Origin of the sequence: Burkholderia sp. Ac-20345 (genome assembly GCF_017104825.1) — a bacterium.
In the GTDB taxonomy this organism is placed as follows: Bacteria; Pseudomonadota; Gammaproteobacteria; order Burkholderiales; family Burkholderiaceae; genus Burkholderia; species Burkholderia lata_B.
Genome location: NZ_JAAGPO010000038.1, coordinates 1 through 23,304 on the forward strand (window position 1 = coordinate 1; position 23,304 = coordinate 23,304).

Below are 23,304 nucleotides of genomic sequence, written 5' to 3' on the forward strand. Positions count from 1 at the left end.
TCGTCGCGCTCGACCTTGCCGGGCTTGCGCTCGCCGAACAGCAGCGCGACGTGGTCGCCCTGCCGGTCGAACAGCTCGAGCGACGTGACGATGCCGTCGCTGGTCGGCTTCTTCACGACCCACGCGGCCGCGATCAGGTCTTCGCGCACGTGCAGGTTGAAGCCCGGGTCGAGCACGTTGATCCATGCGCCGACCTCGCGCACGTTCGCGACGGGGCCCGTATGGATCTGGATCATCCCCGCGTTGCCGACGAACACCATGATCGGCTGGCCGCTTGTTGCGGCCTGTTCGAGCACGTGACGCAGCGCATGCGCGGTTTCGACCGGATACGCGTATTGCGGATCGGCAAGGCGCAGCGCCTGCATGCGGCTCACACCGAAGCGTTGCGTGATGCCGAAGAACTGGTGCGTGTCGGTCATCGCGTCCCACGCGGCGCGGAAGCCCGCGACGTCGATCTCGGTGTCGGCGCGCTCGGGCGTTTTCGGTGCGGCGGGCGCGACCTCGAGGCCCGGCTCCTGCGACGGCGCACGCCAGCGCTCGACGAACGCGTCGTACGCGGCGTGGTCGCTGTGCGCGCGCAGGTAGACCTTGTGGATCGCATGGCCCTGCGCGTCGAAGAACTGCAGGCTCTTCAGCGGGCCGTGCGCGGTCTCGTCGCGCACCGCGAACGCCGACACCCAGTGACGATAGAAGATGCGCAGGTCGATATCGCCGAGTGCAAGGCCGACGGGGCCGTCGTGGCTCATCTGCGCATACTCGCCGTCCTTTTCGTGAACGGCCGTGTCGTTGCGTGTGAGCGCCATCACGCGGCCGAGGCGCGGCATTTCCTCGAACATCGCCGGAAAGCGCGCGTCGAGCCGCACGACGTGCTCGCCGACGAACGCGGCGAGCGCCTCGCCTTCGCTGACGCCGAGCGCCTGCGCGACGTCGCGGTTGCGCAGCTGGCGCTCGGTCTTGAGCTTGATGAACGCGTCGCGCAGCGCGGCGGCCGCGCGGGCCGGCGTGGCCGGTTGACCGGGAAGGGCGGATTGCATCATGTCGGACTCCTTCAAGTAACGGTTGGGGTGGCAGCGCGGGCGGCGCGCTTCAGAAATCCACTTTCATGCTGACGGCGACCGTGCGTCCGGACGACGTATATGCATCGAGCACCTGCGAATCGGCCGCGATGCCGCGCACGTCCGACCAGTTCCAGTACTTCCGGTCGAACAGGTTGCGGATGCCGATCGTCGCGCTCACGTGCTTGTTGAAGCGATAGCCGCCGCGCAGGTCGACGACGAACGACGACGGCGGCGAGAAGCACGCCTTGTTCGAACAGTCGGACTTGTCGATGTCCTTGTCGCGTTTCGCGGCCTGGAACAGCAGGTCGGTCTGCACGTACCAGCGCTCGGTCGGCTCGTAGCGCACGCCGAACACGGCCGAGAACGGGTTGACGGTGTTGAGCGGCTGGCTGGCCGCGCCGTCGTTCTGCGTCGAACCCTTCGTGAACGCCATCGCCGTTTTCAGCGTGATGCCGTTCGGCATCACCCATTCGGCGCGGCCTTCGAGGCCGTGGATCCGCGCGTCGGCGAAGTTCACGTACTGGAACACGAACGGGTCGGTTGGCCGGCCGCTGCCCGCGATCGTCGTGCGCGAGATGAAGTTGCGGTAGCGGCCCGTGAACGCGGCCGCGCTGTAGCGCACGACGCCGTAACCGGTGCCGGCCTTGCCGCGCAGGCCGGCTTCGAACGTGTCGCTCGTCTCGGGCTTCAGGTTCGGGTTGCCGATCGACGTGTAGCCGTACACCGGGTTCGAGAAGCTGCTGTTCACCTGGTCGGGCGTCGGCGCGCGGAAGCCGTGCGCGTACTGCACGTACGGAATGACCGCGGGCGTGATCTCGTAGAGCACGGCGACGCGCGGCGACAGTTCGTTCGCGCTCGTCGACACGGCCTTGCCGGTGAACAGCGGATCGTTCTCGGTCGGGCTCAGCCGGTACGTGTCGAAGCGCAGGCCCGGCGTGACGAGCAGGCGGCCGTAGCCGATCTGGTCCTGCACGAACGCGCCGAACAGCGTGTAGTCGGTGTCGGGGAACGCCTTGTTCGGGAACGCTTCGCCGACGCCCGGCACCGTGCCGTCGCGCATGTTCGTCACGCGCGACACGCTGCCGTCGACGCCGTACAGCAGCTTGTGTGCGAACGGGCCGGTCGCGAAGCCGCTTTCGGCGAATGCGGAACCGCCGAACGTGCGCTCCTTGTACTGGTTGTCGCGCGAACGCGAAGCCGCTCGGCCGCGCGTCTCGAACGCGTACTGGTCCTGCTTCGCGTCCTGATAGTAGAACTGCACGTGCGCGGTCTGGAACCAGCGGAACGCGTCGTCGCGGAAGTCGTAGTCGACGCTGAAGCGGTTGCGCTCGAGCCGGTCGTAGGTGGTGAGGCCGAGCGTGGTCGGCGGGCTGATTGCCGACAGCACGTCGGTGCTCACGCGGCGCTGCACCGTTTCGGCGGTGAACTTGATCGTGTCGCGGGTGGTCGGCGTCAGCACGAGCTTGCCGAGCAGCGATTCCGAATAGACGTCCTGCGGGTTCGACGTGGTGCGCAGCGTGCTCGCCGAGTTGTTGCTGCCGCGCGTGTCGACCTCGTGGCCGCGCCGGCCATCGGCGATGATCATCCCCTGCACGCGATCGTTGCCGCCCGCGGCCGACACGGTCGCGCCGACGCTGCGGTCGGCCGAGTCGTAGCTCGGCCGGAACGAGAAGTAGTAGGGCTTGTTGTAGATCGACAGCAGGTCGCGCGGGTCCTTCGTGATGAAGTTCACCGCGCCGGTCAGGCCGTCGCTGCCGTAGAGCGCCGAGGCCGGCCCGCGCAGGATCTCGATGCGCTTGAGCGTGTCGAGATCGGCGTAGTCGCCGCGCCCCGCTTCGAGCGGGCCGAATGAAAACGCATTCGGCAGGCGGATGCCGTCTTCCATCAGCAGCACGCGATTGCCTTCGAGGCCGCGGATGTTGATGCTCGAATCGCCGTCGCGGCCGCCGCCGAGCGCGGCGCTGCCGGGCCGGTACGCAGTGCGGCGCACGGTGACGCCCGGCTCGTAGCGCAGCGCGTCCTTGATGTTGGTGGCCTGCTGTTCTTCGATATCCTCGTCGGTGATCACCGAGACGGACGCAGCCGTGCGGCTCGCGGCCGTGGCGGTGCGGTTGGCCGTGACGGTGACGGGATCGAGCAGCGCCGCATCGCCGCGCATGGACGCGGCGACGAGGATGGCGGAAGGCGGAGTGGCGCCTTGCGGCGTCGAATCGGCGTGAGCCGAGGCGGCGGACAGGCCGAACGCGCCGAACAGCGCGGCACAGATCGGCCGCCGCGCCAGCGTATAGCAATGCACAGGTGGTCTCCCATTGATGATGACAAGCCCGAAGGCTGGCTGGGTGACGCGTTCACCTGGCTGGCCCGCCCGCGCACGGAAGGCGCGAGCGGCGAATTGAAAGGCAACTGATAACTTTACCAGTGTAAATGAGAATTATTATCAATACAAGAACGGAACGCGGCGCGCGTGGGTGAGCGCTTACCTGCGCGGCCCGGGCGAGCCGCGGCGGGAAATTCGGGAGAAACGCGGGCCCGGCTAGGCGAGGGCTTCGATGCGGATCAGCAGGTTGCGCGCATGCGTGATGAACGCGTCGTGCGTCGCGCGATCGCTGTGGCTTTCGAGGCCGGCCTGTTCGGCGAACGCGATCTGTTCGGTGTAGAGGTCGACGAGCGCACGGCGTGCGTCAGGGGGAAGCGCGCGGATCATCGACACGATCAGCAGTTCCTGCGCGCGAAGCGTGCCGGACAGCGTCTGGACGTTCATGCTGGCCTCCATCGGACGATGCGGCGGCGAGCCGCTCTTTCCATACTAGGCGGTCGGCGTACGCAGCGCAGGCGCAGTGTTGGCCATGAGGAGGCGGAACGCGATTCGACGGGGCAATCGAGGGCGCCGTTGCGCGACGAGAAACGCGCCGCGCGCGGCCGGGCACCGCGAATCGACGCGTGCAGGGATGCGAACGGAATCAGCCGGCCGTCGTCGCGGCCTGCGCATCGCGCACGACCTGCGCGACGCGTTCGACGAACTCGACGTCGACGCTCGACAGCGCTTCGCGCTTGCCGTCGGGCATCTCGACCATCAGGCGATAGGTGATGTCCTGCGTGGCCCACGCGAGATAGCCGACGACGGCGAGCATCACGCCGATGACGAGCGCGGCGCTCGATCCGGCGATGCCGCCTGCGACGGCGGCGGCCGCGCCGATCAGCGAGATCAGCGACGGTACGAGGCGGTTCTTCGGAATCTTGACGACATCGACCTGGCGGATGTCACGCAGTGCGAATACCTGGCCGGCGGCCGACAGGCCGTTGCGCGTGATCATCACGCCACGTTCGTTGAATGCGTTTTCCATCGTGTGTTGCGTGGACGAAAACGCGCAGCGTAGCAGGTTTCGTTGCTGCATCAAACGAGACCGACTGCCGCACGACGCGTGCGGCGCGGCTGAAAGGCGGGAAGCGGAGGGAACGGGAAGGGGTTCAGAACTGCAGCCTGCCGTCGCCGTACAGCCGGCCCGGCACGTGCGAGGCGACGGCCTCGGCGATCTCTTCGTCGGTCGATTCGGCCGGCACGATCTGGCGCCGCGCGGGCGCGTCGAGATGCATCGTCCATTCGACGAGACGATACGGCCGGCCCCACGGGCGCTGCATTTCGACCGATACGCGGCAGCTCTGGACCGGCATCGAGTGTTGGCACGTCAGAATCGCGTGCAGATGGCTGAAAACGGTATCTTCGATCATCATGGCCTCCGATCCTGTCTTGTGGGCAATCGATGGCGGCGCCGTCGTCGGTAAAAAAAAAAGCCGCCGATGCTCAGGCGGCCAACAGGGGGGGTGAGAGCATCCTCTCAGCCCAGAATTAAGCGAAACTTAAAAGCACATAAAAAAGCGCCCCGCGTGGAGCGGGGCGCTTCTTGCCGTCGTGATCCGCGAGTTAAGCGGATGCTTTAGAACTTGTGACGGATACCGATACGTGCGGCGATCTGGTTCTTCGAACCCGTGCCCGACGTATTGAAGTAGCTCGTGCTCGAGCCGATCTGCGCTTGCACGCCCTTGCCCGATGCCTGCTGGTACACGACCAGGCCGTACACGTCCGTACGCTTGCTGAGTGCGTAGTCGGCGATACCGTTGACCTGGTTCCAGTGCCACGAGTTGCCGTTCTGCGTTGCGTTCGTGTACGTGTAGCCGAGGCCGCCCGACAGAGCCGGCGTGAATGCGTACTTCGCGCCTGCTTCATACGCGTTGTAGAACGTGCCGCCCGCGCCCGAAACGGTCGAGAACTGCGTACGCGTCCACAGCAGCCATGCCGTTGCCGGGCCCCAGACGTAGCGGCCACCGACGCCGTACGTGCGCAGGTCGCGGACGTTGCCCGTGCTCAGGTTCGCGATCGACGTCGAGAAGGCCGGCGTCGACTGGCTCGGGAAGCGGATGTCCGTGTAGGCTGCGCCGACCGACAGCGGGCCGTTCGCGTAGTTCAGGCCGAAGCTGTATGCGCGCGACGAGCCTGCCGTCGTCGTCGTGCCCGACGTCGTTGCGGCTGCGCCGGCGAAGTCCGTCGAGTTCGAGAAGCCGTACAACGCGCCGAACGTGAAGCCCGAGTAGTTCGCGCTCTGGAACTTCACTGCGTTGTTGATGCGGCTCGACGTGAGCTGGTCGATGTCGTTCACGTGGTACGCGTAGTTACCGCCGACCGTGTTGCCACCCGTCGAGTAGTTCGAGCCGAGGATGTCGGTCGAGAACGAGTACTGGCGGCCGAACGTGACCGTGCCGTATTGCGACTGGCTCAGGCCGACGTAAGCCTGGCGACCGAAGATCGCGCCGCCCTGGCCGATCGTGCCGTTGCCGCTGTTGAAGCCGTTTTCGAGCACGAAGATCGCCTTCAGGCCGCCACCGAGGTCTTCGGTGCCGCGCAGGCCCCAACGGCTGCCTTGGGCAACGCCGTCGTCATACTTGAACAGCTTGCCCGTGCCGCCGTTGGCGGTCTTGCTGTGGTTCACGTAGCTGATACCGGCATCGATGACGCCGTACAGCGTCACGCTGCTTTGTGCGTGCGCCGTGCCGGCCGTTGCTGCCAGGACGGCGATGGTCAACAGTTTCTTGTTCAAAGGATTCTCCGAGCGAATAAATGGCGTGTCCAGTTGCGGTTCCGGCGCTCTCTATGGGCGCTTTCACGTACCGGCGGCAACTTTATCGAGGGGCCACGTAATGAATATGACAGCGACTGTCATATGAAGAATGTGTGGCGCCGATGCGACACTGAATTCTGCCCGCTTGTATAGCCGGTGGTTATACCGATTCAGACTGAGATTCGATCGAAATCAGGAATATGCACATGAAATAAGCTTGGTTGATGGCGTTCCGGCCCCATGCCACGATCCGTGTTCCAACAAACGACACGGGACAAGAGGACACCATGCGACGTTCATTCCTGACCGGCCTCGGCGCACTCGCCGCCGCGCTGGCATTCGCGGCGCCCGGCGCGCACGCCGATCCGCAAACGCTGAAGATCGGCACGATGAGCGGCCCCGACGCGCAGATCTGGACCGAAGTGACGAAGGTCGCCGCCCGCGAAGGCCTCGCGATCAAGGTCATCGAATTCAACGATTACGTGCAGCCGAACGCGGCGCTCGATTCGGGGGACCTCGACGCGAACGGCTTCCAGCACCAGCCGTTCCTCGACAGCCAGATCAAGCAGCGCGGCTACAAGATCGCGAACGTCGGGCTCACCTACACGGCGCCGATGGGTTTCTACTCGAAGAAGCTCAAGTCGCTGAAGGACTTGCCGGTGGGGGCGAAGGTCGGGATCCAGAACGATCCGTCGAACGGCAACCGTGCGCTGCTGCTGCTGCAGAAGTACGGGGTGATCAAGCTGAAGGCGGGCGCCGGCACCAACGGCGTGAACGCGACGCCGCTCGACGTGGCCGAGAACCCGAAGAAGATCAAGATCGTCGAACTCGACGCCGCGCAGCTGCCGCGCGCGCTGCCCGACGTCGATGCCGCGTCGATCAACACCGACTACGCGGTGAAGGCCGGTCTCACGCCGGTGAAGGATGCGATCGCGATCGAGGACCTGCGCGGCCCGTACGCGAACCTGATCGCGGTGCGTGCTCAGGACAAGGACAAGCCGTGGGTGAAGAAGCTCGTCGCGGCCTATGAATCGGACGACGTGCGCAAGTTCATCGACCAGAAGTTCGGCGGCGCGATCGTGCCGGCGTTCTGAACGGTTCCACGTACCGGATGGCCGGATCTCGACGATCCGGAAAGCAAATCGCCCGCGCAAGCGGGCGATTTCGTTGGTGCGAGCGGGTGTGCGTGATACGCGCCGTGGCCCGGCGCGCACACCGGCCGCTCAGGCCGACAGCAGCGAACCCGTGCGGATCGCGGTCGCGCCGGCAATCCGCGCGACCTCCATGCCGGCCGTCGCGAAGCGCACGATCTGGCGCGCGTACAGCACGCCCGACACGCTGCTCTTCAGCGTGACGACGCGATCGGTCAGCGGATCGACGATATCGGCCACGGCCTCGCCGGCCTCGATCATCACGCCGACCGGCGTGCGGAACACGATCACGCCCGATACCGGCGCGACGAGCGGATCGGTGCCCGCGAGCGGCGTGGCCGGATGCGCGAGCGGCGGCAGCGGCGCCGGCGTGCCGTCGACGACACCGCGCTCGGTCAGGTATTCGACGATCGCCTGCGCGTCCTTTTCGGCGAATTCGTACGACACGTCGCGCTCGCTGCGCAGTTCGATCGTGACGGAAATCGCGCCGTTCGGGATCGGGAAGCGGTCGCCGAAGCGGTTGCGCAGATCCGACCAGCAGAAGCTGTGGATCTCGTCGAACGGGTTGCCGACCGAATTCAGCGCGAGCAGCGACGCCTGCGCGTCGAGATAGCGCGACAGCGGCTCGACGTCCGGCCACAGATCGGGATTCGTGTAGAGGTGCATCACCGCATCGCTGTCGCAGTGCAGGTCGAGCACGATATCGGCGTCGAACGACAGCTTCTGCAGCGCGAGGCGCTGTGAGTCGAGCTCGGTGCGCGGCTTCTGCTCGTCGAGCGCTTCGCGCATCGCGGCGCGCACGGCGACGAGGTTGTGCTGCGCGTCGTTCGTCAGGCGGCTTTCGACGCGCGGCAGCACGAGTGCCGCGAGATCGTAGAAATTGCGGTTGAAGTTCTGCATCGAGCCGAGCTCGAAGCGGCCGAGGTGATCGCCGAACACGTGTTGCGACAGGCCGATCGGGTTCGGCACGGGCACGATGACGACTTCGCCGCGCAGCTTGCCGGCCGTCTCGAGCGCGGCGATCTTGCGGCGCAGCAGCGTGGCGACCAGCATGCCGGGCAGTTCGTCCGCGTGCAGCGACGACTGGATATAGACCTTCTTGCCGCCGCGCGGGCCGTAGTGAAAGCTCGTGATCTGGCGTTCGGTACCGACGGCGGGGGAAATCAGCGGATGGGTCTGCGTTTGCATGATGGGGGAGTGCGGCGCAGCCGCGAATGATCCGGTGTGCGTGGAAGATCGATTGTACGTTGCCTTCCTCACCGCCATCAAACCGGCGCCAGAACACGCCGATTTTCGTTGAGAATCATCAGGTTGGTGCGAAAAAAATAACGCTGCCGGTGCGGCGCGCGCAAAAAAAACGGGCTCCTTGCGGAGCCCGTTCGTGCCGAAGCGAAGCGTGCGCCTGGCTGGCGGATTACTTGCCGTAGACGTCGAAATCGAAGTACTTCTTCGCGATCTTGTCGTACGTGCCGTCCTTGCGCATGCCGGCGATCGCGCCGTCGATCTTCGTCTTCAGGTCGGCGTCTTCCTTGCGCAGGCCGATGCCGGCGCCGTTGCCGAGCGTCTTCGGATCGTCGATGTCCTTGCCGGCGAAATCGAAGTTCGCGCCGCGCGGGGTCTTCAGGAAGCCGATTTCGGCCTGCACCGCGTCCTGCAGCGCGCCGTCCAGACGGCCCGAGATCAGGTCGGCGTAGACCTGGTCCTGGTTCTGGTAAGGCACGACGTTCACGCCTTTCGAGGCCCAGTACGTCTTCGCATAGGTTTCCTGGATCGTGCCCTGCTCGACGCCGACCGACTTGCCCTTCAGCGATTCAGCCGTCGGCATCAGGCCCGTGCCCTTCTTCGTGACGAGGCGCGTCGGCGTGTTGAACAGCTTCGCCGAGAAGGCGATCTGTTCCTGACGCGCCGGCGTCATCGACATCGACGACAGCACGCCGTCGAACTTGCGGGCCTTCAGCGCCGGGATCATCCCGTCGAAGTCGTTTTCGATCCACACGCATTTCGCGTTCATGCGGCGGCAGATTTCGTTGCCGAGATCGACGTCGAAACCCACAACCTTGCCGTCAGCGCCTTTCGATTCGAAAGGCGGGTAGCTTGCGTCGACGCCGAACCGCACGGTCGACCAGTCCTTCGCGTACGCGCCGCCGGCCGATACGGCGAGCAGGGCAACGGTCACAGCCGCAAGAATCTTTTTCACTCGGTGACTCCTCGTTTTGTTCGATGGGTGCGCGGTTGTGCCGCGCAGTAAGCCTTCGGTCCGCCGCGGCTTCGCGTCGGACTGTCCGTTTCGCCCGCCCAATGCGGACGCGCGACGTGCGCAAGATTATCAAGACAAAATACCGGCAGGGCGCCTAGGACAAGCCCCGATACCGGGCCCGGCGGCGGCGCGTCGGGTGCGCCGCCGTTTCACACACATGAACGATTCAGCCGAGCGTTTCGTTGACCGCGCGCTGCAGGCACGTGACGAATTGCGTGACGGCGGGTGTGGGCAGCAGGTCGCGGCGCGCGATGATCGACAGGTCGAAGCGCGGCATGCTTTCGTCGAGTTCGGCCGTGCGGATGCCGAGCGGCGCCACCATCGCGGCGAGCGGGCGCGTGAAGCAGCCGATGACGTCCGAGCGCGCGACGAGCCCGAGCGTCACCGCGAACGACATCGGCGAGCGCAGCAGGCGCTTCGGCAGCGGCAGCCCGTGCGCCTCGAACATGCCGACCATCACGCTGTGCGGGAACTGCTCGGCGCCGACGGTGACGATCCACTCGGCGTCGAGCAATTCCTCTAACCGGCGTGCGTGCGCAAGCGGGTGGCCTTCGCGCATCACGACGGTGAATTCGGTCGACAGCAGCGGCGATTGCGTGAAATCGCGGTCGAGCGCGGGCACATGGTGCATCGCAGCGATGTCGAGCGTGCCGTTGCGCAACTGCGCGAGCGCGTCGGGCACCGTCACTTCCTCGAGATGCAGGCTCACGTTCGGCATCGACTGGCGGAACGCCGTGACTGCGCGCGGCAGCGCCGTCAGCGCGATCGACGGCATCGTGCCGACCGCGACGCGCCCCGACATCTCGCCTTTCACCTGCTCGACGGCCTCGACCGTGCGGCGGATGTCGCCGAGCAGTTGCTCGGCGCGCGGCAGCAGTGCATGGCCGCACGCGGTCAGCTCGACGCCGCGGACGCTGCGCGCGAGCAGCTCCGCGTTGAGCGCCGTTTCGAGCTCGCGGATCGTATGCGTGATCGCGGGCTGCGTGACGCCGAGTTCGCGCGCGGCGGCGCGCAGGCTCTTGTGATGCGCGGCGGAGACGAACGCCTGGAGCTGCGCGATGTTCAGGGGGTTGCGGATGCGGGTCATCGATCGGGTCCGGTTGGCGCGTTACTGCGGCGGGCGACGTGGTGTGGCTGATTTAGGTAGCGATCCTGACGGTTGCATGCGCATGGTTTTGCGCCGCCACAGCGAAGTATCGCGAGCCAGGGTGCGGCGGGAAGCGACGAGGTGGTCATCATGCGCCGGATCGCGCACGGAACGTCCGGCGATACCGCTGCGGCGACGTGCCGACAATGCGCGCGAACCGTTCGCGAAACGCGGTGACCGAACCGAAGCCGGCCTCCGTCGCGACATGTTCGATCGACAGCTCCGTGACTTCCAGCAACTGCTGCGCGTGCCTGACGCGCGCGGTCTGCAGCCATTGCCGCGGCGACGTGCCGGTCTGCTCCTGGAAGCGCCGTGTCAGCGTGCGCACGCTCGTCGACGCCTTGCGGGCCATTGCGTCGAGCGTGAGCGGCTTGCGCAGGTTGGCCTGCAGCCAGTCCATCAGGCCTTGCAGGCCGTCGGTGCCGCTCGGCCATTCCGGCGCGATGAACTGCGCCTGCCCGCCTTCGCGGACGCGCGGCGCCACCGCGCAGCGCGCCGCGTCGATGGCGACCGCCGCACCGTAGTCGGCCTGGATCATGTGCAGGCACAGATCGAGGCCGGCCGCCGCGCCGGCCGACGTCAGGATCTGCCCGTTGTCGACGAACAGCACGTTCGGGTCGACCGTCACGCGCGGATAACGGCGCGCGAGTTCGGCGGCCGCGAGCCAGTGCGTCGTCGCGCGCAGGCCGTCGAGCAGCCCGGCTTCCGCGAGCACGAATGCGCCGCTGCAGATCGATGCGATCCGGCAACCGCGCACGGCCGCCGCGCGCAGCGCCGCGATCACGTGGCGCGACGTGGGCGCGAGCGGTATGGACGTGCCGGGGACGACGATCGTATCGGCATCGGCGAGCGCGTCGAGGCGAAACGGGGGGCGCAGGTCGAACAGGTCGCCGGTGACATGCGCGTGCTCGCTGCACACGCGGACGCGGTACGGCTGCGCCACGTTGGGCGAGCGCACGCGCGCGAAGGTATCGCACGCCATGCCCAGGTCGAACGGGACGACATCGGGCAGGGCGAGCACGGCGACCGTATGCATGGCGTTCAGGGGCGTGGCCAGAATCCGTTTAAAGATGTCATTTTAGCCAATGGCCCGGAACGACACCACACGCGACAATCGTCATGGACCAACCTGGAGACTGCCGATGCAACAAGACGATCGCAATGCGCTGCGGAACCTGCAATACATGTCGTTGCTGGAGGCGACCACGCTCGTCGTACTGGTGTGCGTTGCCGTGCCGCTCAAGCACCTGGCCGGTTATCCGGCCGCCGTATCGATCATGGGCCCGGTGCACGGCATCGCGTTCGCGATGTACGTGTGGGCGGTCGTCGGCACCGCGTCGAGCGGGCTGTGGAGCAAGGCTGAAGTCGCGCGGCTCGTGCTGGCGGCCGTCGTGCCGTTCGTGGGCCTGACGAGTGCCGGATGGATCGCGCGCAGGAGGCACGCGCAATGATCTACCTGTGGCTCAAGGCCGTACATGTCGTCGCCGTCGTCACGTTCGTCGGCGGCCTGCTGATGCTGTCCATCGGCGTGCGCATCGCCAACCTCGCCGTGCATCGCGCGGTGCGGCGCTGGGACCGAACGGTGACGGCACCCGCGCTCGCGCTTGTGTGGATCGCGGGGATCGCGCTCGCGCTGAACGGTCACTGGTTCGGCGCGGCGTGGCTGTCGGTGAAGCTCGTGGTGGTCGTCGCGCTGTCGGCGCTGCACGGGATTCTGGCCGGCACGCTGCGGCGCATGGAGCGCGACGATCTCGTCGTCGTGCCGGCGCCCTGGCTTGGGCAGGCGGCGGGTGCGGTCGTGGCCGCGACGGCGATCGTCGTCGGGCTGGTCGTGGTCAAGCCGTTTTGATGCGCAGGCTGGCCCTCGGCAAAGACAGGCCCTAAGCCAGCGCCATCTCGACCGCCGCCAGCGTGCGGCGCCGAATCCAGCCGCTCGCCATCCGGATCGTGAGCCAGTACGGCATGAACAGCAGCCGCGTGCGGGCGGTCGGGCAATGCACGAAGGTTTCGGTGCGCAGCATGTGCGCCCCCGATGCGAGCCCGACGACCTCGAAGCGGAGCACCAGTTTCGCGTCGCGCGGGTCGTCGTGCTGCACGAACGCGGCCGCGTCGGCGATCGTCAGCACGCCGAGGTCCGGACGCCAGAAGCGGCCGACGAGGCCGAGCGACAGCGACCGGTCGTCGCGATGCAGCGGCGTGAACGCATGGAGGCCGAAGCGTTCGCGTTCGCGTCGCGTGGTGCCGTGGCGCAGCGACGCGGCAAGCGCTACGGGGAATTCGCGGACGTTGAGCAGCGCATCGACGACCGGATCCGTGCGCATGTCGAGCGCAGCGACCGCGTCGATGATGCGTGCCGGAGCGGCATCGATCGGCTTCGATTCATGCACTTCGTGGAAGCCGAACGACGGGATGAACGGCGGCTTGCGCGCCGAGGTCCGGGTGCTCGATTCGGAGACGATGCCGAGCGCGTTCATGGAGGCTCCTGGAGGCAAAGCACGATCGTAGCATCGGGTGCGGATTCGCGCCGCGACGTTTCCGCGACGTGCGCCGCATCCACAAAAAAAGCCTGGAAACTTGCGTTCCCAGGCCTGGAGACCATCAACGATGATGGTGGAGGAGACGATGTCGTCCCGATGCGCGCCGTCCTTCTGCCGGCGACGTCGCGCACGATTCGCGGTCAGATCGCCCAGCCGCCGAGATAGAACGTGACGAGCACGGCCGCGATGAGCACGGTGCCGACGTTGAGCTTGCGGAATTCGCCGCTGGCGATGCGGCCGATCACGAGCGTCGAGAAGCCGAGCATGATGCCCGTCACGATGTTTGCGGTCAGCACGATGAACACCGCGCACACGAGGCCCGACATCGCGTCGACCATGTCGTCCATGTGCAGCTTGCTCACGCTGCCGAGCATCAGCAGGCCGACGTACATCAGTGCCGGTGCCGTGGCGTACGACGGCACGAGGCCCGCGAGCGGCGAGAAGAACATCACGACGAGGAACAGCAGGCCGACCACGGCGGCCGCGAGGCCCGTCTTCGCGCCGGCGGCCACGCCGACGCTCGACTCGATGTAGGCCGCCGCCGGCGCGCCGCCGAGGAAACCGGAGAAGATCGAGCTGAGCGAATCGGCGGTCAGCGCACGGCCGCCGTTGATGATGCGGCCGTTCTCGTCGAGCTGGCCGGCTTGCCCGGCGACCGCGCGGATCGTGCCGGTCGCGTCGAACACGGCTGTCATCACCAGCGCCAGCACGCTCGGCAGCACGGCCATCGACAGCGCGCCCTTGATGTCCATCGCGCCGATCAGCGACGCATGGCCCGGTGCGCTCAGCGACGGCAGCGCGAAGATGCCGTGGTACTTCACGCTCGGATCGAAGATCAGGCCGAACACCGAGATCGCGATCACGACGAGCAGGATGCCGCCCGGCACGCGACGCTTCTCGAGGCCGAAGATCGCTGCGAGGCCGATGACCGACATGATGACCGGGAACGCGGTGATCTGGCCGAGCGAGACCGGCAGGCCGGCGCCCGGGTTCTTGATCACGAGGCCGACGTCGTTCGATGCGATCAGCAGCAGGAACAGGCCGATGCCGATCCCGGTGCCGTGCGCGACGCCCGCGGGCAGGTTGCGCAGGATCCACGAACGCACGCCGGTGACCGAAATGCCGGTGAACACGAGGCCCATCAGGAACACGGCGCCGAGCGCGACCGTCGGATGCAGGCCCTTGCCGAGCACGAGGCCGAACGCGGTGAACGCGGTCAGCGAGATCGCGCAGCCGATCGCGATCGGCAGCTTCGCCCACAGGCCCATCAGCAGCGAACCGAATGCGGTCGTGAGGCAGACCGCAACGAACACGGCACTCGTGTCGAAGCCGGCCTTGCCGAACATGCCGGGAACGACGAACACGGAATAGACCATCGCGAGGAAGGTCGTGACGCCGGCAATGATCTCGCGGCGCTGAGTGCTGCCGCGCGACGAAATGCCGAAGTACCGGTCGATGACTCCCTTGGTGCCAAAGTCAGTTTCTTCCGCGCCGACGCCGACCGTCGGCTGCACCGGGGTATCACTCATGAGCTTGCTCCTTTATCAGCATGCTGAAACGGCCCGTAGCGAACCGTCGTCAGGGTGTCTCGAATCTAGTTGGGATTGTCGGCAACGTCGTGGGGACGAATGACGCGTGATCCGTGTCGTTACGTGTGAATCGAAACGATCGCGAGGGTGTCGCGTCGTGCGACGCGTTGTGTTGTCGACCCCGTCACGTGTGCTTTGCCGTAGCGAAGGTTAGGCGAACCGCCCATCACGTCCCATTGGGGGAAGAGCATGCAGCGCATGTCTCAGCGCTTATATCGGCGTGCAACGGGGCTCCGTCGCGATAACACGCGTGTATACGCCTAGTTCGAATCCGTTAAGGCGATTATTTGAATGCGGGGTCGACGGGCAGGGGGAAGCGGGGGATGCATCTGAAATTACAAATATCTTTCATCGGGGCCGGGCAGGCCGGTGGAAACAGGGGCCGGTGACGGGATTCGCCACCGCGTGCAACCCGCATTCGGACGATAGCGCCAGCGCGCTGGGGCGGTTTTCGTCCTCGCCCCGGACTCAATTGTGCGCGAGATGGTCGAGATATGCGCTGAACATGTCGGCCATCGCGGTCGAATAGGCGTCGATTTCCGCCGGCGTGCGTGCGGTTTCGGAGAACACCTTTCCGCCCGACGTGAGCGTCGTCATGATCAGCTCGCAAGCGAGCGCATGCGTGGTGTCGGACACGTCGGGCAGCGCTTCGCGCATGAACGCGCTGAAGGCCCGGTTGCCCTCGGCCCTCGCTTCCTGTGCCTCGGGGGCGTCGCGATAGAGCGGCGCCGCGTCGTCGAGCGCAATGCGCATGCTCGCCTCGTCGCATTCCGAGCGGATGAATGCATGTACGGCGGTGCGCAGCCGCTCGGGCGGCGTCTTCCGCGTGTCTTGCAGTATCCCGCACAGCATCTCGAACGTCTGCCGCCATTCGTCGCGCTGCAGCCGGAACAGCACGGACGCCTTGTTCGGGAAGTACTGGTACAGCGAGCCGACGCTCACGCCGGCGCGTTCGGCGACGCGCGCCATCGTGAAGCGCTGCGCGCCTTCGGTGGCCAAAACCTGAATAGCGGCCTGGAGGACGTCTTCGACGAGACGGGTCGAGCGCGCCTGTTGAGGCTGCTTGCGCGTGGCGATCGGGGCGTTTCGGCGGTCGGTCATGGGCGGTCTGCCAATGCGAATAGTAAAACCTGAATAGTTCGTCATATTCTAGTCGGGCGCACTGACGCACTCAACCTGATACCGGAGATCCGCATGACCACCCTGATTCACGACCCGCTGGCTTCACTGCTCGCACGCCTATTCGACGAAGCTGACGCCTCGTCGCCCGCGACGAGCCCGGACTTCGCCAGCCTGTCGCGCGACGAGCAAGCGCGGCTGATGCGCAGCAAGACCGACTACACCGATCTGTATGCGCGCCTGAAGGACTATCCGCTCGCGGTGTCGCGCGAGACGGGCACGCTGCTGTACATGCTCGCGCGCAGCGGCGGCGCGCGGTCGATCGTCGAATTCGGCACGTCGTTCGGCATTTCGACGCTGCATCTCGCGGCCGCGTTGCGCGACAACGGCGGCGGCCGGCTGATCACGAGCGAATTCGAGCCGTCTAAGGTCGTGCGGGCGCGGGCGAACCTGGCGGCGGCCGGGCTCGCCGATCTCGTGGAGATCCGCGAGGGCGATGCGTTGCGTACACTGGCCGCCGATCTTCCGGAAACGATCGACCTGCTGCTGCTCGACGGCGCGAAGGCGCTGTATCCAGAGGTGCTTGCACTCGTCGAGCACCGGTTGCGGCCCGGCGCGTTCGTGGTTGCCGACAATGCCGATTTCAACCCCGACTATCTCGCTTACGTGCGCGCGCCGGAGAACGGTTATCTGTCGGTGCCGTTCGGCGGCGATGTCGAGCTGTCGATGCGGATCGGCTGAGCGCAGCGATACACGAACGACGGCGTGCATCCACGCATCAAGGATAGGATGACTGATTAATAAGGGGCGTGAAGGACGACGCCTCGACGGCGCCCGACGCTTCGGGCGCCGCCGTGCGTTACTTCAGGAACACGTAGCGCGCGAAATACGGAAAGCGGCCGATCGCATGCTCGGTCGAACACGCGGCATCCGGAGGCGTGCCGCCCGCGGTATCGAGCCGCTGCACAAAGCGCACGCCGGCGAGCGTGCCGGCAGTGGCCTTCGCGTCCGTTGCGGCCGGAGTTGCCGCGAGCAGGAGTTGCGGAATACTGCCCGGGCGTGCACTCGGCGCTTCCGCGAGCTTCTTGCCGGTGATGCGGCTGCCGTCGGGCGCTTCCCATGACGGCCCCGTGCCGTGCCGGACGACGAGCGTGCCGCCGGCGTCGAACAGCATCGCTTCCGGGTGCTGGAACACCCACACGAGCTTGTGTCCGGCATCGTAGTCGCACGTGTAGACCTGTATGCCAGCCGCAGTCGTCGACAGCACGGGCGTGGCCGGCTGCGGCGGCGCGAGGCCGGCGGAGTCGTCGGCGCGGGCGGACGACGCGCAGAAGGCGAGTGCAACGCAGGCCACGGCGGCCGGCAGCATGGGGCGTTTCGGGAAGCGGCTTCGCATGGCGAGGCATCCTTTCAGGTCGGGTGACGGGCATACGTCGACGAACCCGTAAACGCTAGACGCCAATTGCACCGATTGCAATGCGCAAATGGCAATCGTGACGATAGCCGTTGCGATTGCGCGCGGCCCTGGATGCGCGGCCGTTTGTTGATGCGGCCGCGCATGCCCGCTTCAACCTCAAACCGAGCCAACCGGCGTCGGTGCATGCGCGGCAATCAGGTGCTCGGCCTTCAGCGTATCCCACAGTTCGGCCGGGATCGACACCGCCGCGAGACGCAGGTTGTCGCCGATGCGGTCGGGCCGGCTTGCGCCGGGGATCGCGGCCGCGACGGCCGGGTGTGCGAGCGAGAATTGCAGCGCCACCGCGCGGACATCGACGCCGAATCGTTCGCAGATCTGGCGGATGCGCGCGACGCGGTCGAGCATGGCCGGTGTGGCCGGCTGATACTCGTAATGGGTTCCACCCGCCAGCACCCCCGAGTTGTACGGGCCGCCGACGATGATCCCGAGCCCGCGCGCGGCGCTTTCCGGCATCAGCCGGTCGAGCGCGCCGGCATGATCGAGCAGTGTGTAGCGGCCGGCCAGCAGGAAGCCGTCGGGGTCCGCGCGTTCGAGCGCGAGTTCGCACGGCTCGACGCGGTTCACGCCGAGGCCCCAGCCCTGGATCACCTTCTCGTCGCGCAGCCGCGTAAGCGCCCGGGCCGCGCCCGACATCGCAACGTCGAACACGTCGCGCCATGCGTCGCCGTGAAAATCGACGGCCGGATCGTGAATCCACACGGTGTCGAGCCGGTCGGTACGTAGCCGCTTGAGGCTCGCGTCGATCGAGCGCAGCGTGCCGTCTTCGGTGTAGTCGTAGACGATCCTGTTCGGCAGTCCGTGGCGGAACAGGCCGCCCTTTTCGCCGAGATCGCGCTGCGATGCGTCTTCATGTTCGTCGAGGACGAGCCGGCCGACCTTGGTGCCGAGCGAATACGCGTCGCGCGGGCGCCCCGCGAGCGCTTCGCCGAGACGCAGCTCGGCGAGGCCGGCGCCGTACAGCGGCGCGGCGTCGAAGTAGCGGATGCCGGCGTCCCAGGCCGCATCGACCGTGGCGAGCGCTTCTTCGTGCGGGATGTCCCGGTACATGTTGCCCAGCGGTGCGGTGCCGAAGCCCAGGCGGGAAGGGAGCGTGATTCTCATGTGCAGTCTCGCTGTGAGCCGGCTCAGGCCGCGGCCTGGGCCAGCGTCGGGTAGTCGGTCAGGCCGCGCTCGCCGCCGCCGAACAGCGTGTTGCGGTCGTGCGGCGCGAGTGCCGCGCCGGTGCGCAGGCGCTCGGGCAGGTCGGGGTTCGCGACGAACGGGCGGCCGAACGCGACGAGGTCGGCCCAGCCGGCGGCGATCGCTTCGCGGGCACGCTCGGCGGTGTATGCGCCGGCGTAGATCAGTACGCCGGGGAACGCGGCGCGCAGTTGCTGCTTGAATTCGACCGGCATCAGCGGCGCATCGTCCCAGTCGGCTTCCGCGATGTGCAGGTAGCCGACGCCGAGTTCGCCGAGCAGCGTCGCGGCGGCAAGGTAGGTCGTTTCCGGATCGGCGTCGACGCAGCCGTTCAGCGTCGTCAGCGGCGCGAGGCGGATGCCGACGCGCGATGCGTCGCCGGTTCCTTCGATCAGCGCCTGCGTGACTTCGCGCAGGAAGCGCAGCCGGTTTTCCAGCGAACCGCCGTACGCGTCGGTGCGCGTGTTCGCATTCGAGTCGATGAACTGGTTCACGAGATAGCCGTTCGCGCCGTGCAACTCGACGCCGTCGAAGCCGGCCTCGATCGCGTGGCGCGCGGCGGCGCGGTATTGGTCGACGATCTCGCGGATCTCGTCGATCGTCAGCGCGCGCGGCTCGGACGCCTGCACGAAGCCCGGCGTGCTGCCGTCTTCACCCGCGACGAACACGTTCACGCCTTTCGCCTGGAGCGGTGACGACGACACGGGTTGCTGTCCGCCGAGCAGGCTCGTGTGGCTCAGCCGGCCGACGTGCCACAGCTGCGCGAAGATCCGGCCATGCGCGGCATGTACGGCGTCCGACACCTTGCGCCAGCCGGCCACCTGCGACGGCGTGTGAATGCCGGGCGTCCACGCGTAGCCCTTGCCGAGCGGCGCGATATACGTGCCTTCGCTGACGATCAGGCCGGCGCTCGCGCGCTGCGCGTAATACGCGGCCATCAGTTCGTTGGCTTCGTCGCCGGGCTGGCTGGCGCGCGAGCGAGTCATCGGCGGCATCACGATGCGGTTCGGCAGCGTCAGCGCGCCGAGTCGCAGCGGTTGAAAAAGCGGGTCCTGGGTCATGGGGATGTCCTGTCGGTGCCGCGGCCTGCGGGCCGCGGCGAATCATTCGATGAGTAGCGGGCGGCGCGTTCAGTCCCACTTCGGCGCGAGGCCGGCCGGGTCGACTTCGCGACCGTTGCGTTCGAGCGCGGCGATCTGCGCCATGTCTTCGTCGGTCAGGCGCAGCGTCCGCGCGAGCAGGTTGCTCGCGAGGTTCTCGCGCTTTGTCGACGACGGGATCACCGAGTAGCCGAGCTGCAACGCCCATGCGAGCGCGACCTGCGCGGGCGTCGCGTCGTGACGCTGCGCGATCGCGCCGATCACCGGATCGCCGAGCACCTTGCCGTATGCGAGCGTCATGTACGACGTCACGTGGATGCCTTCGGCGTTCAGGAATTCGACGAGCTTGCGGTTCTGCAGGTACGGGCTCAGCTCGATCTGGTTCGTCGCGATCGCATCCTTGCCGACGGCCGCGATCGCCTGCTTCGTCAGTTCGATGTTGAAGTTCGAGATGCCGATCCGGCGCGTGAGGCCCTGCGCCTTCGCATCGGCGAGCGCGGCCATGAACGTGTCGAGCGCGACGCCGTTGTCGGGGGCCGGCCAGTGGATCAGCGTCAGGTCGACGTGGTCGGTGCGCAGCTTGCGCAGGCTTTCTTCGAGGCTCGGCACCAGCTTTTCCGGTGCGTAGTTGTCGACCCAGATCTTGGTCGTGAGGAACAGGTCGTCGCGGCGGACACCCGACCCGGCGATCGCTTCGCCGACTTCGGCTTCGTTGCCGTAGATCTGCGCGGTGTCGATCGCGCGGTAGCCGACTTCGAGGCCGTTGCGGACCGAGTCGATCACGACCTGGCCTTGCAGGCGGAACGTACCGAGGCCGAATGCGGGAATGGTGCTCATCAGGTGCTCCTGGGAGAGTGGAACGGGTTCGATATGGAAGTCATTCTGGCGTTTTGGATTGGTGAAATAAACGCCGTTTGAAGTCAAAAATATTTGATCTGAAGTCAAGTATCCGGAGTGACTTTTGCCGTCGCTACGCGACGCGCGTCAGCGCGTTTTCATTCGTGTGGAACACCGGCAGCACGTCTGCCGCGATCTCGGCCATCGTCTCGTCGAGCGAGCGGCGGTTGCGGCGCAGATGCAGGCCGATGTGCTGCACGCCGGCGTCGCGCATGGCCGCGAGTTCCTCGGTGAGCGCGAGACGCCCGGCGCGCGCGCCGAAGCGGTGCCGCTGCAGCGGCGCGTGCGGATCTTCCGCGAGGTCGAGATGGATGAAGCTCACGTACGGCTTGTCGCCGGCCACCGCGCGCCAGTTCGCGGCGCGCTGCCGGTGGTCGTCCGGCGTGCCGGGATACGCGAGGCAGCCGTCCATGTGTTCGCCGATCCATGCGGGCGTTTGTTGCGCGAGGCCCGCGACGAGCAGCGGCAGCGGCGAACGGGCGGCGGGCAGCACGTCGAGGCCGGGCGGCAGGTGCCCGCGCGCGCCGTCGCGCAGCAGCGCGATCTGGTCGCGGAAATTCGCGCCGCGTGACGCGAAGTCGCGGCCGAACAGCGGATATTCGACGGGCCGGTCGCCGCTGGCGACGCCGAGCAGCAGGCGTCCGCCGCTCAGTTCCTGGATCGTCGCGGCCGATTTCAGCGTCAGCAGCGGCTCGCGCAACGGCAGCACGACGGCCGCCGTGCCGAGCAGGATGTCGTTCGTGATGCCGGCGAGGTAGCCGAGATACGAGAAGGTTTCGAACACCTGCGCGGCGTCGCCGAACGCGGGGTCGTACACCGGCACGTCGCGCACCCAGAGCGCGCGGAAGCCGAGCGTGTCGGCCAGTTGCGCGAGCTTCGCGTGGAGCGCGAGGTCGGGCACGCCGGGGCGTCGACCGTCGTGCTGGCGCTTCGCGTCGCCGGCCGGCGACCAGTCGTTGTCGAGCGGCAGTTCGAGGCCGATGCTGAAGCCGCCGCCGGCGAGTCTGTCGAGTGCAGTGAGAGAGGTGGACATGGTCGGGTTCCGTTCAGATCGCGCGCAGGCTGCCTTCGAGCCGGTAGAAGTCGAGCGACGACGCGGTGAAGAAAGATCGCGACGTGCCGGCGGCGAAATCGTCGATATGCACGACCGTCGCGCGGTCGGCTTCCTGCCACGAGATCGCGTAGGTTTCGCCGGCGACGTGCTGCCACGTGTACGCGACTTCGCCCTTTGCGCCCGCGTAGGGGCCTTCGGTGATCTCGTAGCGCATGTGGCGGCCGTCTTCGTCATACGCGTTGAGCGCGGTGAGGCCGTCGTAGCGCACTTCGAACGTCTTGCCGGCGAACGGCGGGCGTGGGGTCGATGCATTCATGTGTGCAAACTCCTGCAATAAGTGGCGTTCAGTGCGCGAGCTGGACCGGTTCGGCCGTGCGTTCCGGCAGGCCCGCGCCGCGGTCGAGCCGGCCGCTCAGTGCGGTGAGCGCGAATGCGCCGAGCGTGACGGCTGCCGCGATCCACGGCGTATGGCCGAGGCCGACATGCGCGACGATCACGCCACCGAGTGCCGAGCCGCCTGCAACGCCGAGGTTGAACGCGGCGATGTTGAAGCCGGATGCGACGTCGGTGGCGTCGGGCGCGAAGTGGCGCGCCTGCTTGACGACGTACACCTGGAGGCCCGGCACGTTGCCGAACGCCACCGCACCCCACGCGAGCATCGTCAGCACGGCGAGCCATTTGACGTGGATCGTGAAGGTGAGCGCGAGCAGCACGATCGCGAGCAGCAGGAAGATCCGCTTGAGCGCCTTCACGGGGCCGACGGCGTCCGCGAGCTTGCCGCCCCACACGTTGCCGAACGCGACCGACACGCCGTAGCCGACGAGCACGAGGCTGACCTGCGACGGCGTGAAGCCGGCGATCTGCTCGAGCAGCGGTGCCATGTACGTGAAGGCGATCAGCGAGCCGCCGTAGCCGACGGCCGTCATCGCATAGACCAGCAGCAGGCGCGGCTGCGCGAGCACGCGGAACTGGCGGGCGAGCGGCGCGGGCGCCGTTTGCGGCAAGCCGTGCGGCACGAACGCGACCGCACCGACGAACGCGACGAGGCCGAACAGCGCGACGACCAGGAAGGTCGCGCGCCAGCCGAAGTGCTGGCCGATGAAGGTGCCGAGCGGAATGCCGGCGACGAACGCGACGGTCATCCCGCTGAACATCGTCGCGATCGCGCTGGCGGCCTTCTCCTTCGGCACGAGCGTGGTGGCGATGATCGAGCCGACCGAGAAGAACACGCCGTGCGCGAGGCCGGTGAGGATGCGCGCGACGATCAGCGATTCGTAGCCGGGCGATTGCCACGCGACGAGGTTGCCGACGGTGAACAGCGCCATCAGCGCGGCGAGCAGCGTCTTGCGCGGCACGCGGCCGGTGAGTGCGGTGAGGAGCGGTGCGCCGATCGCGACGCTCAGCGCGTAGAGGCTGACGAGCAGGCCGGCGGACGGCAGGCTGACGCCGAGGTCGGCGCCGATCGTCGGGATCAGCCCGACGATCACGAATTCGGTGGTGCCGATGGCAAATGCGCTGATGGTCAGCGCAAGCAGGGCGAGTGGCATGATGGGTGCTCCAGGGTCCGGTGAGGATGGAGCGCAGTGTGCCGCCTTTACTTTTGCCGAAAAACGGGTCTATAAACC

At 67.0% G+C, this 23,304-nt stretch carries 24 protein-coding genes; 4 read left to right on the forward strand and 20 right to left on the reverse strand.

The genetic code is table 11. The annotated features are described in order from the left end of the window. From G3O06_RS15995 to G3O06_RS16020, 6 genes are all read right to left on the reverse strand, one after another. Positions 1-1,037: ChuX/HutX family heme-like substrate-binding protein (locus tag G3O06_RS15995; protein WP_205816720.1), on the reverse strand; the 1,037-nt coding region annotated here is incomplete at its 3' end. A gap of 49 nt (positions 1,038-1,086) precedes the next feature. Next, entirely contained in the window at positions 1,087-3,354 is a 2,268-nt protein-coding gene (locus tag G3O06_RS16000; protein WP_205816721.1) for a TonB-dependent hemoglobin/transferrin/lactoferrin family receptor, read from the reverse strand. Between the two features lie 237 nt (positions 3,355-3,591). Beyond that, positions 3,592-3,819, reverse strand: a complete 228-nt coding sequence (locus tag G3O06_RS16005) for a hypothetical protein (RefSeq protein ID WP_174971261.1) — start codon at positions 3,817-3,819, stop codon at positions 3,592-3,594. Positions 3,820-4,018: 199 nt separating this feature from the next. Further along, entirely contained in the window at positions 4,019-4,402 is a 384-nt protein-coding gene (locus tag G3O06_RS16010; protein ID WP_205816722.1) for a DUF6232 family protein, read from the reverse strand. A gap of 124 nt (positions 4,403-4,526) precedes the next feature. Then, on the reverse strand, positions 4,527-4,787 hold the full coding sequence (locus G3O06_RS16015) for a DUF2866 domain-containing protein (RefSeq protein WP_174916372.1): 261 nt from the start codon (positions 4,785-4,787) through the stop codon (positions 4,527-4,529). 206 nt (positions 4,788-4,993) lie between these two features. After that, positions 4,994-6,151, reverse strand: a complete 1,158-nt coding sequence (locus G3O06_RS16020; protein ID WP_205816723.1) for a porin — start codon at positions 6,149-6,151, stop codon at positions 4,994-4,996. 308 nt (positions 6,152-6,459) lie between these two features. Between G3O06_RS16020 and G3O06_RS16025 the strand changes: the two genes are divergently transcribed. Further along, entirely contained in the window at positions 6,460-7,266 is an 807-nt protein-coding gene (locus G3O06_RS16025; RefSeq protein WP_174916364.1) for a MetQ/NlpA family lipoprotein, read from the forward strand. A 129-nt stretch (positions 7,267-7,395) separates the two neighbouring features. On the opposite strand, the gene G3O06_RS16030 is transcribed toward G3O06_RS16025, so the two are convergent. From G3O06_RS16030 to G3O06_RS16045, 4 genes are all read right to left on the reverse strand, one after another. Then, on the reverse strand, positions 7,396-8,511 hold the full coding sequence (locus tag G3O06_RS16030) for a succinylglutamate desuccinylase/aspartoacylase family protein (RefSeq protein ID WP_205816724.1): 1,116 nt from the start codon (positions 8,509-8,511) through the stop codon (positions 7,396-7,398). Positions 8,512-8,737: 226 nt separating this feature from the next. Next, on the reverse strand, positions 8,738-9,520 hold the full coding sequence (locus G3O06_RS16035) for an ABC transporter substrate-binding protein (RefSeq protein WP_174916362.1): 783 nt from the start codon (positions 9,518-9,520) through the stop codon (positions 8,738-8,740). A 226-nt stretch (positions 9,521-9,746) separates the two neighbouring features. After that, a complete protein-coding gene (locus G3O06_RS16040; protein ID WP_174916361.1) occupies positions 9,747-10,667 on the reverse strand; it encodes a LysR substrate-binding domain-containing protein in 921 nt (306 codons plus the stop codon). A 148-nt stretch (positions 10,668-10,815) separates the two neighbouring features. Further along, a complete protein-coding gene (locus G3O06_RS16045) occupies positions 10,816-11,763 on the reverse strand; it encodes a helix-turn-helix domain-containing protein (protein WP_205816725.1) in 948 nt (315 codons plus the stop codon). Positions 11,764-11,869: 106 nt separating this feature from the next. Between G3O06_RS16045 and G3O06_RS16050 the strand changes: the two genes are divergently transcribed. Next, positions 11,870-12,178: a DUF3817 domain-containing protein gene (locus G3O06_RS16050; protein ID WP_205816726.1), complete on the forward strand. Its 309-nt coding sequence runs from the start codon at positions 11,870-11,872 to the stop codon at positions 12,176-12,178. Next, positions 12,175-12,576 (forward strand): CopD family protein, encoded by a 402-nt coding sequence (locus tag G3O06_RS16055; protein ID WP_205816759.1) that lies wholly within the window; start codon positions 12,175-12,177, stop codon positions 12,574-12,576. Before G3O06_RS16050 ends, G3O06_RS16055 begins: the two co-directional genes overlap by 4 nt. A 31-nt stretch (positions 12,577-12,607) precedes the next feature. Here the strand turns inward: G3O06_RS16055 and G3O06_RS16060 are convergent, their stop codons facing one another. The 3 genes from G3O06_RS16060 to G3O06_RS16070 all read right to left on the reverse strand — a co-directional run bounded on the left by G3O06_RS16060 (position 12,608) and on the right by G3O06_RS16070 (position 15,999). Continuing rightward, positions 12,608-13,201, reverse strand: coding sequence for a hypothetical protein (locus tag G3O06_RS16060; RefSeq protein WP_174916358.1), 594 nt, complete (start codon positions 13,199-13,201; stop codon positions 12,608-12,610). Between the two features lie 203 nt (positions 13,202-13,404). Continuing rightward, positions 13,405-14,793 (reverse strand): NCS2 family permease, encoded by a 1,389-nt coding sequence (locus G3O06_RS16065; RefSeq protein WP_174916357.1) that lies wholly within the window; start codon positions 14,791-14,793, stop codon positions 13,405-13,407. Between the two features lie 528 nt (positions 14,794-15,321). Beyond that, positions 15,322-15,999, reverse strand: coding sequence for a TetR family transcriptional regulator (locus G3O06_RS16070; RefSeq protein WP_205816727.1), 678 nt, complete (start codon positions 15,997-15,999; stop codon positions 15,322-15,324). A gap of 48 nt (positions 16,000-16,047) precedes the next feature. On the opposite strand from G3O06_RS16070, the gene G3O06_RS16075 reads away from it, so the two are divergent. Continuing rightward, the gene (locus G3O06_RS16075; RefSeq protein ID WP_205816728.1) at positions 16,048-16,713 is read left to right on the forward strand and encodes an O-methyltransferase; all 666 of its coding nucleotides are present in this window, start codon (positions 16,048-16,050) and stop codon (positions 16,711-16,713) included. 118 nt (positions 16,714-16,831) lie between these two features. Here the strand turns inward: G3O06_RS16075 and G3O06_RS16080 are convergent, their stop codons facing one another. The 7 genes from G3O06_RS16080 to G3O06_RS16110 all read right to left on the reverse strand — a co-directional run bounded on the left by G3O06_RS16080 (position 16,832) and on the right by G3O06_RS16110 (position 23,226). Further along, a complete protein-coding gene (locus G3O06_RS16080; RefSeq protein WP_205816729.1) occupies positions 16,832-17,368 on the reverse strand; it encodes a DUF3455 domain-containing protein in 537 nt (178 codons plus the stop codon). 177 nt (positions 17,369-17,545) lie between these two features. Then, the gene (locus G3O06_RS16085; RefSeq protein WP_205816730.1) at positions 17,546-18,550 is read right to left on the reverse strand and encodes an aldo/keto reductase; all 1,005 of its coding nucleotides are present in this window, start codon (positions 18,548-18,550) and stop codon (positions 17,546-17,548) included. A gap of 23 nt (positions 18,551-18,573) precedes the next feature. Beyond that, positions 18,574-19,689, reverse strand: a complete 1,116-nt coding sequence (locus G3O06_RS16090; RefSeq protein ID WP_205816731.1) for an alkene reductase — start codon at positions 19,687-19,689, stop codon at positions 18,574-18,576. A gap of 69 nt (positions 19,690-19,758) precedes the next feature. Continuing rightward, entirely contained in the window at positions 19,759-20,565 is an 807-nt protein-coding gene (gene dkgB, locus G3O06_RS16095) for a 2,5-didehydrogluconate reductase DkgB (protein ID WP_205816732.1), read from the reverse strand. Between the two features lie 133 nt (positions 20,566-20,698). Next, entirely contained in the window at positions 20,699-21,658 is a 960-nt protein-coding gene (locus tag G3O06_RS16100; protein ID WP_205816733.1) for a TIGR03571 family LLM class oxidoreductase, read from the reverse strand. Positions 21,659-21,671: 13 nt separating this feature from the next. Next, on the reverse strand, positions 21,672-21,995 hold the full coding sequence (locus G3O06_RS16105; RefSeq protein WP_174984603.1) for an adenylate cyclase: 324 nt from the start codon (positions 21,993-21,995) through the stop codon (positions 21,672-21,674). 28 nt (positions 21,996-22,023) lie between these two features. Beyond that, positions 22,024-23,226: an MFS transporter gene (locus G3O06_RS16110; RefSeq protein ID WP_205816734.1), complete on the reverse strand. Its 1,203-nt coding sequence runs from the start codon at positions 23,224-23,226 to the stop codon at positions 22,024-22,026. Between the last annotated feature and the right edge of the window lie 78 nt (positions 23,227-23,304).

Excerpts from the sequence above, each read along its gene's own strand:
- G3O06_RS16005 (WP_174971261.1), bottom strand. The coding sequence starts at position 3,819 with ATGAACGTCCAGACGCTGTCCGGCACGCTTCGCGCGCAGGAACTGCTG.
- G3O06_RS16010 (WP_205816722.1), bottom strand. The coding sequence starts at position 4,402 with ATGGAAAACGCATTCAACGAACGTGGCGTGATGATCACGCGCAACGGC.
- G3O06_RS16015 (WP_174916372.1), bottom strand. The coding sequence starts at position 4,787 with ATGATCGAAGATACCGTTTTCAGCCATCTGCACGCGATTCTGACGTGC.
- G3O06_RS16025 (WP_174916364.1), top strand. The coding sequence starts at position 6,460 with ATGCGACGTTCATTCCTGACCGGCCTCGGCGCACTCGCCGCCGCGCTG.
- G3O06_RS16030 (WP_205816724.1), bottom strand. The coding sequence starts at position 8,511 with ATGCAAACGCAGACCCATCCGCTGATTTCCCCCGCCGTCGGTACCGAA.
- G3O06_RS16040 (WP_174916361.1), bottom strand. The coding sequence starts at position 10,667 with ATGACCCGCATCCGCAACCCCCTGAACATCGCGCAGCTCCAGGCGTTC.
- G3O06_RS16045 (WP_205816725.1), bottom strand. The coding sequence starts at position 11,763 with ATGCATACGGTCGCCGTGCTCGCCCTGCCCGATGTCGTCCCGTTCGAC.
- G3O06_RS16050 (WP_205816726.1), top strand. The coding sequence starts at position 11,870 with ATGCAACAAGACGATCGCAATGCGCTGCGGAACCTGCAATACATGTCG.
- G3O06_RS16055 (WP_205816759.1), top strand. The coding sequence starts at position 12,175 with ATGATCTACCTGTGGCTCAAGGCCGTACATGTCGTCGCCGTCGTCACG.
- G3O06_RS16060 (WP_174916358.1), bottom strand. The coding sequence starts at position 13,201 with ATGAACGCGCTCGGCATCGTCTCCGAATCGAGCACCCGGACCTCGGCG.
- G3O06_RS16065 (WP_174916357.1), bottom strand. The coding sequence starts at position 14,793 with ATGAGTGATACCCCGGTGCAGCCGACGGTCGGCGTCGGCGCGGAAGAA.
- G3O06_RS16070 (WP_205816727.1), bottom strand. The coding sequence starts at position 15,999 with ATGACGAACTATTCAGGTTTTACTATTCGCATTGGCAGACCGCCCATG.
- G3O06_RS16075 (WP_205816728.1), top strand. The coding sequence starts at position 16,048 with ATGACCACCCTGATTCACGACCCGCTGGCTTCACTGCTCGCACGCCTA.
- G3O06_RS16080 (WP_205816729.1), bottom strand. The coding sequence starts at position 17,368 with ATGCGAAGCCGCTTCCCGAAACGCCCCATGCTGCCGGCCGCCGTGGCC.
- G3O06_RS16085 (WP_205816730.1), bottom strand. The coding sequence starts at position 18,550 with ATGAGAATCACGCTCCCTTCCCGCCTGGGCTTCGGCACCGCACCGCTG.
- G3O06_RS16090 (WP_205816731.1), bottom strand. The coding sequence starts at position 19,689 with ATGACCCAGGACCCGCTTTTTCAACCGCTGCGACTCGGCGCGCTGACG.
- dkgB (WP_205816732.1), bottom strand. The coding sequence starts at position 20,565 with ATGAGCACCATTCCCGCATTCGGCCTCGGTACGTTCCGCCTGCAAGGC.
- G3O06_RS16100 (WP_205816733.1), bottom strand. The coding sequence starts at position 21,658 with ATGTCCACCTCTCTCACTGCACTCGACAGACTCGCCGGCGGCGGCTTC.
- G3O06_RS16105 (WP_174984603.1), bottom strand. The coding sequence starts at position 21,995 with ATGAATGCATCGACCCCACGCCCGCCGTTCGCCGGCAAGACGTTCGAA.
- G3O06_RS16110 (WP_205816734.1), bottom strand. The coding sequence starts at position 23,226 with ATGCCACTCGCCCTGCTTGCGCTGACCATCAGCGCATTTGCCATCGGC.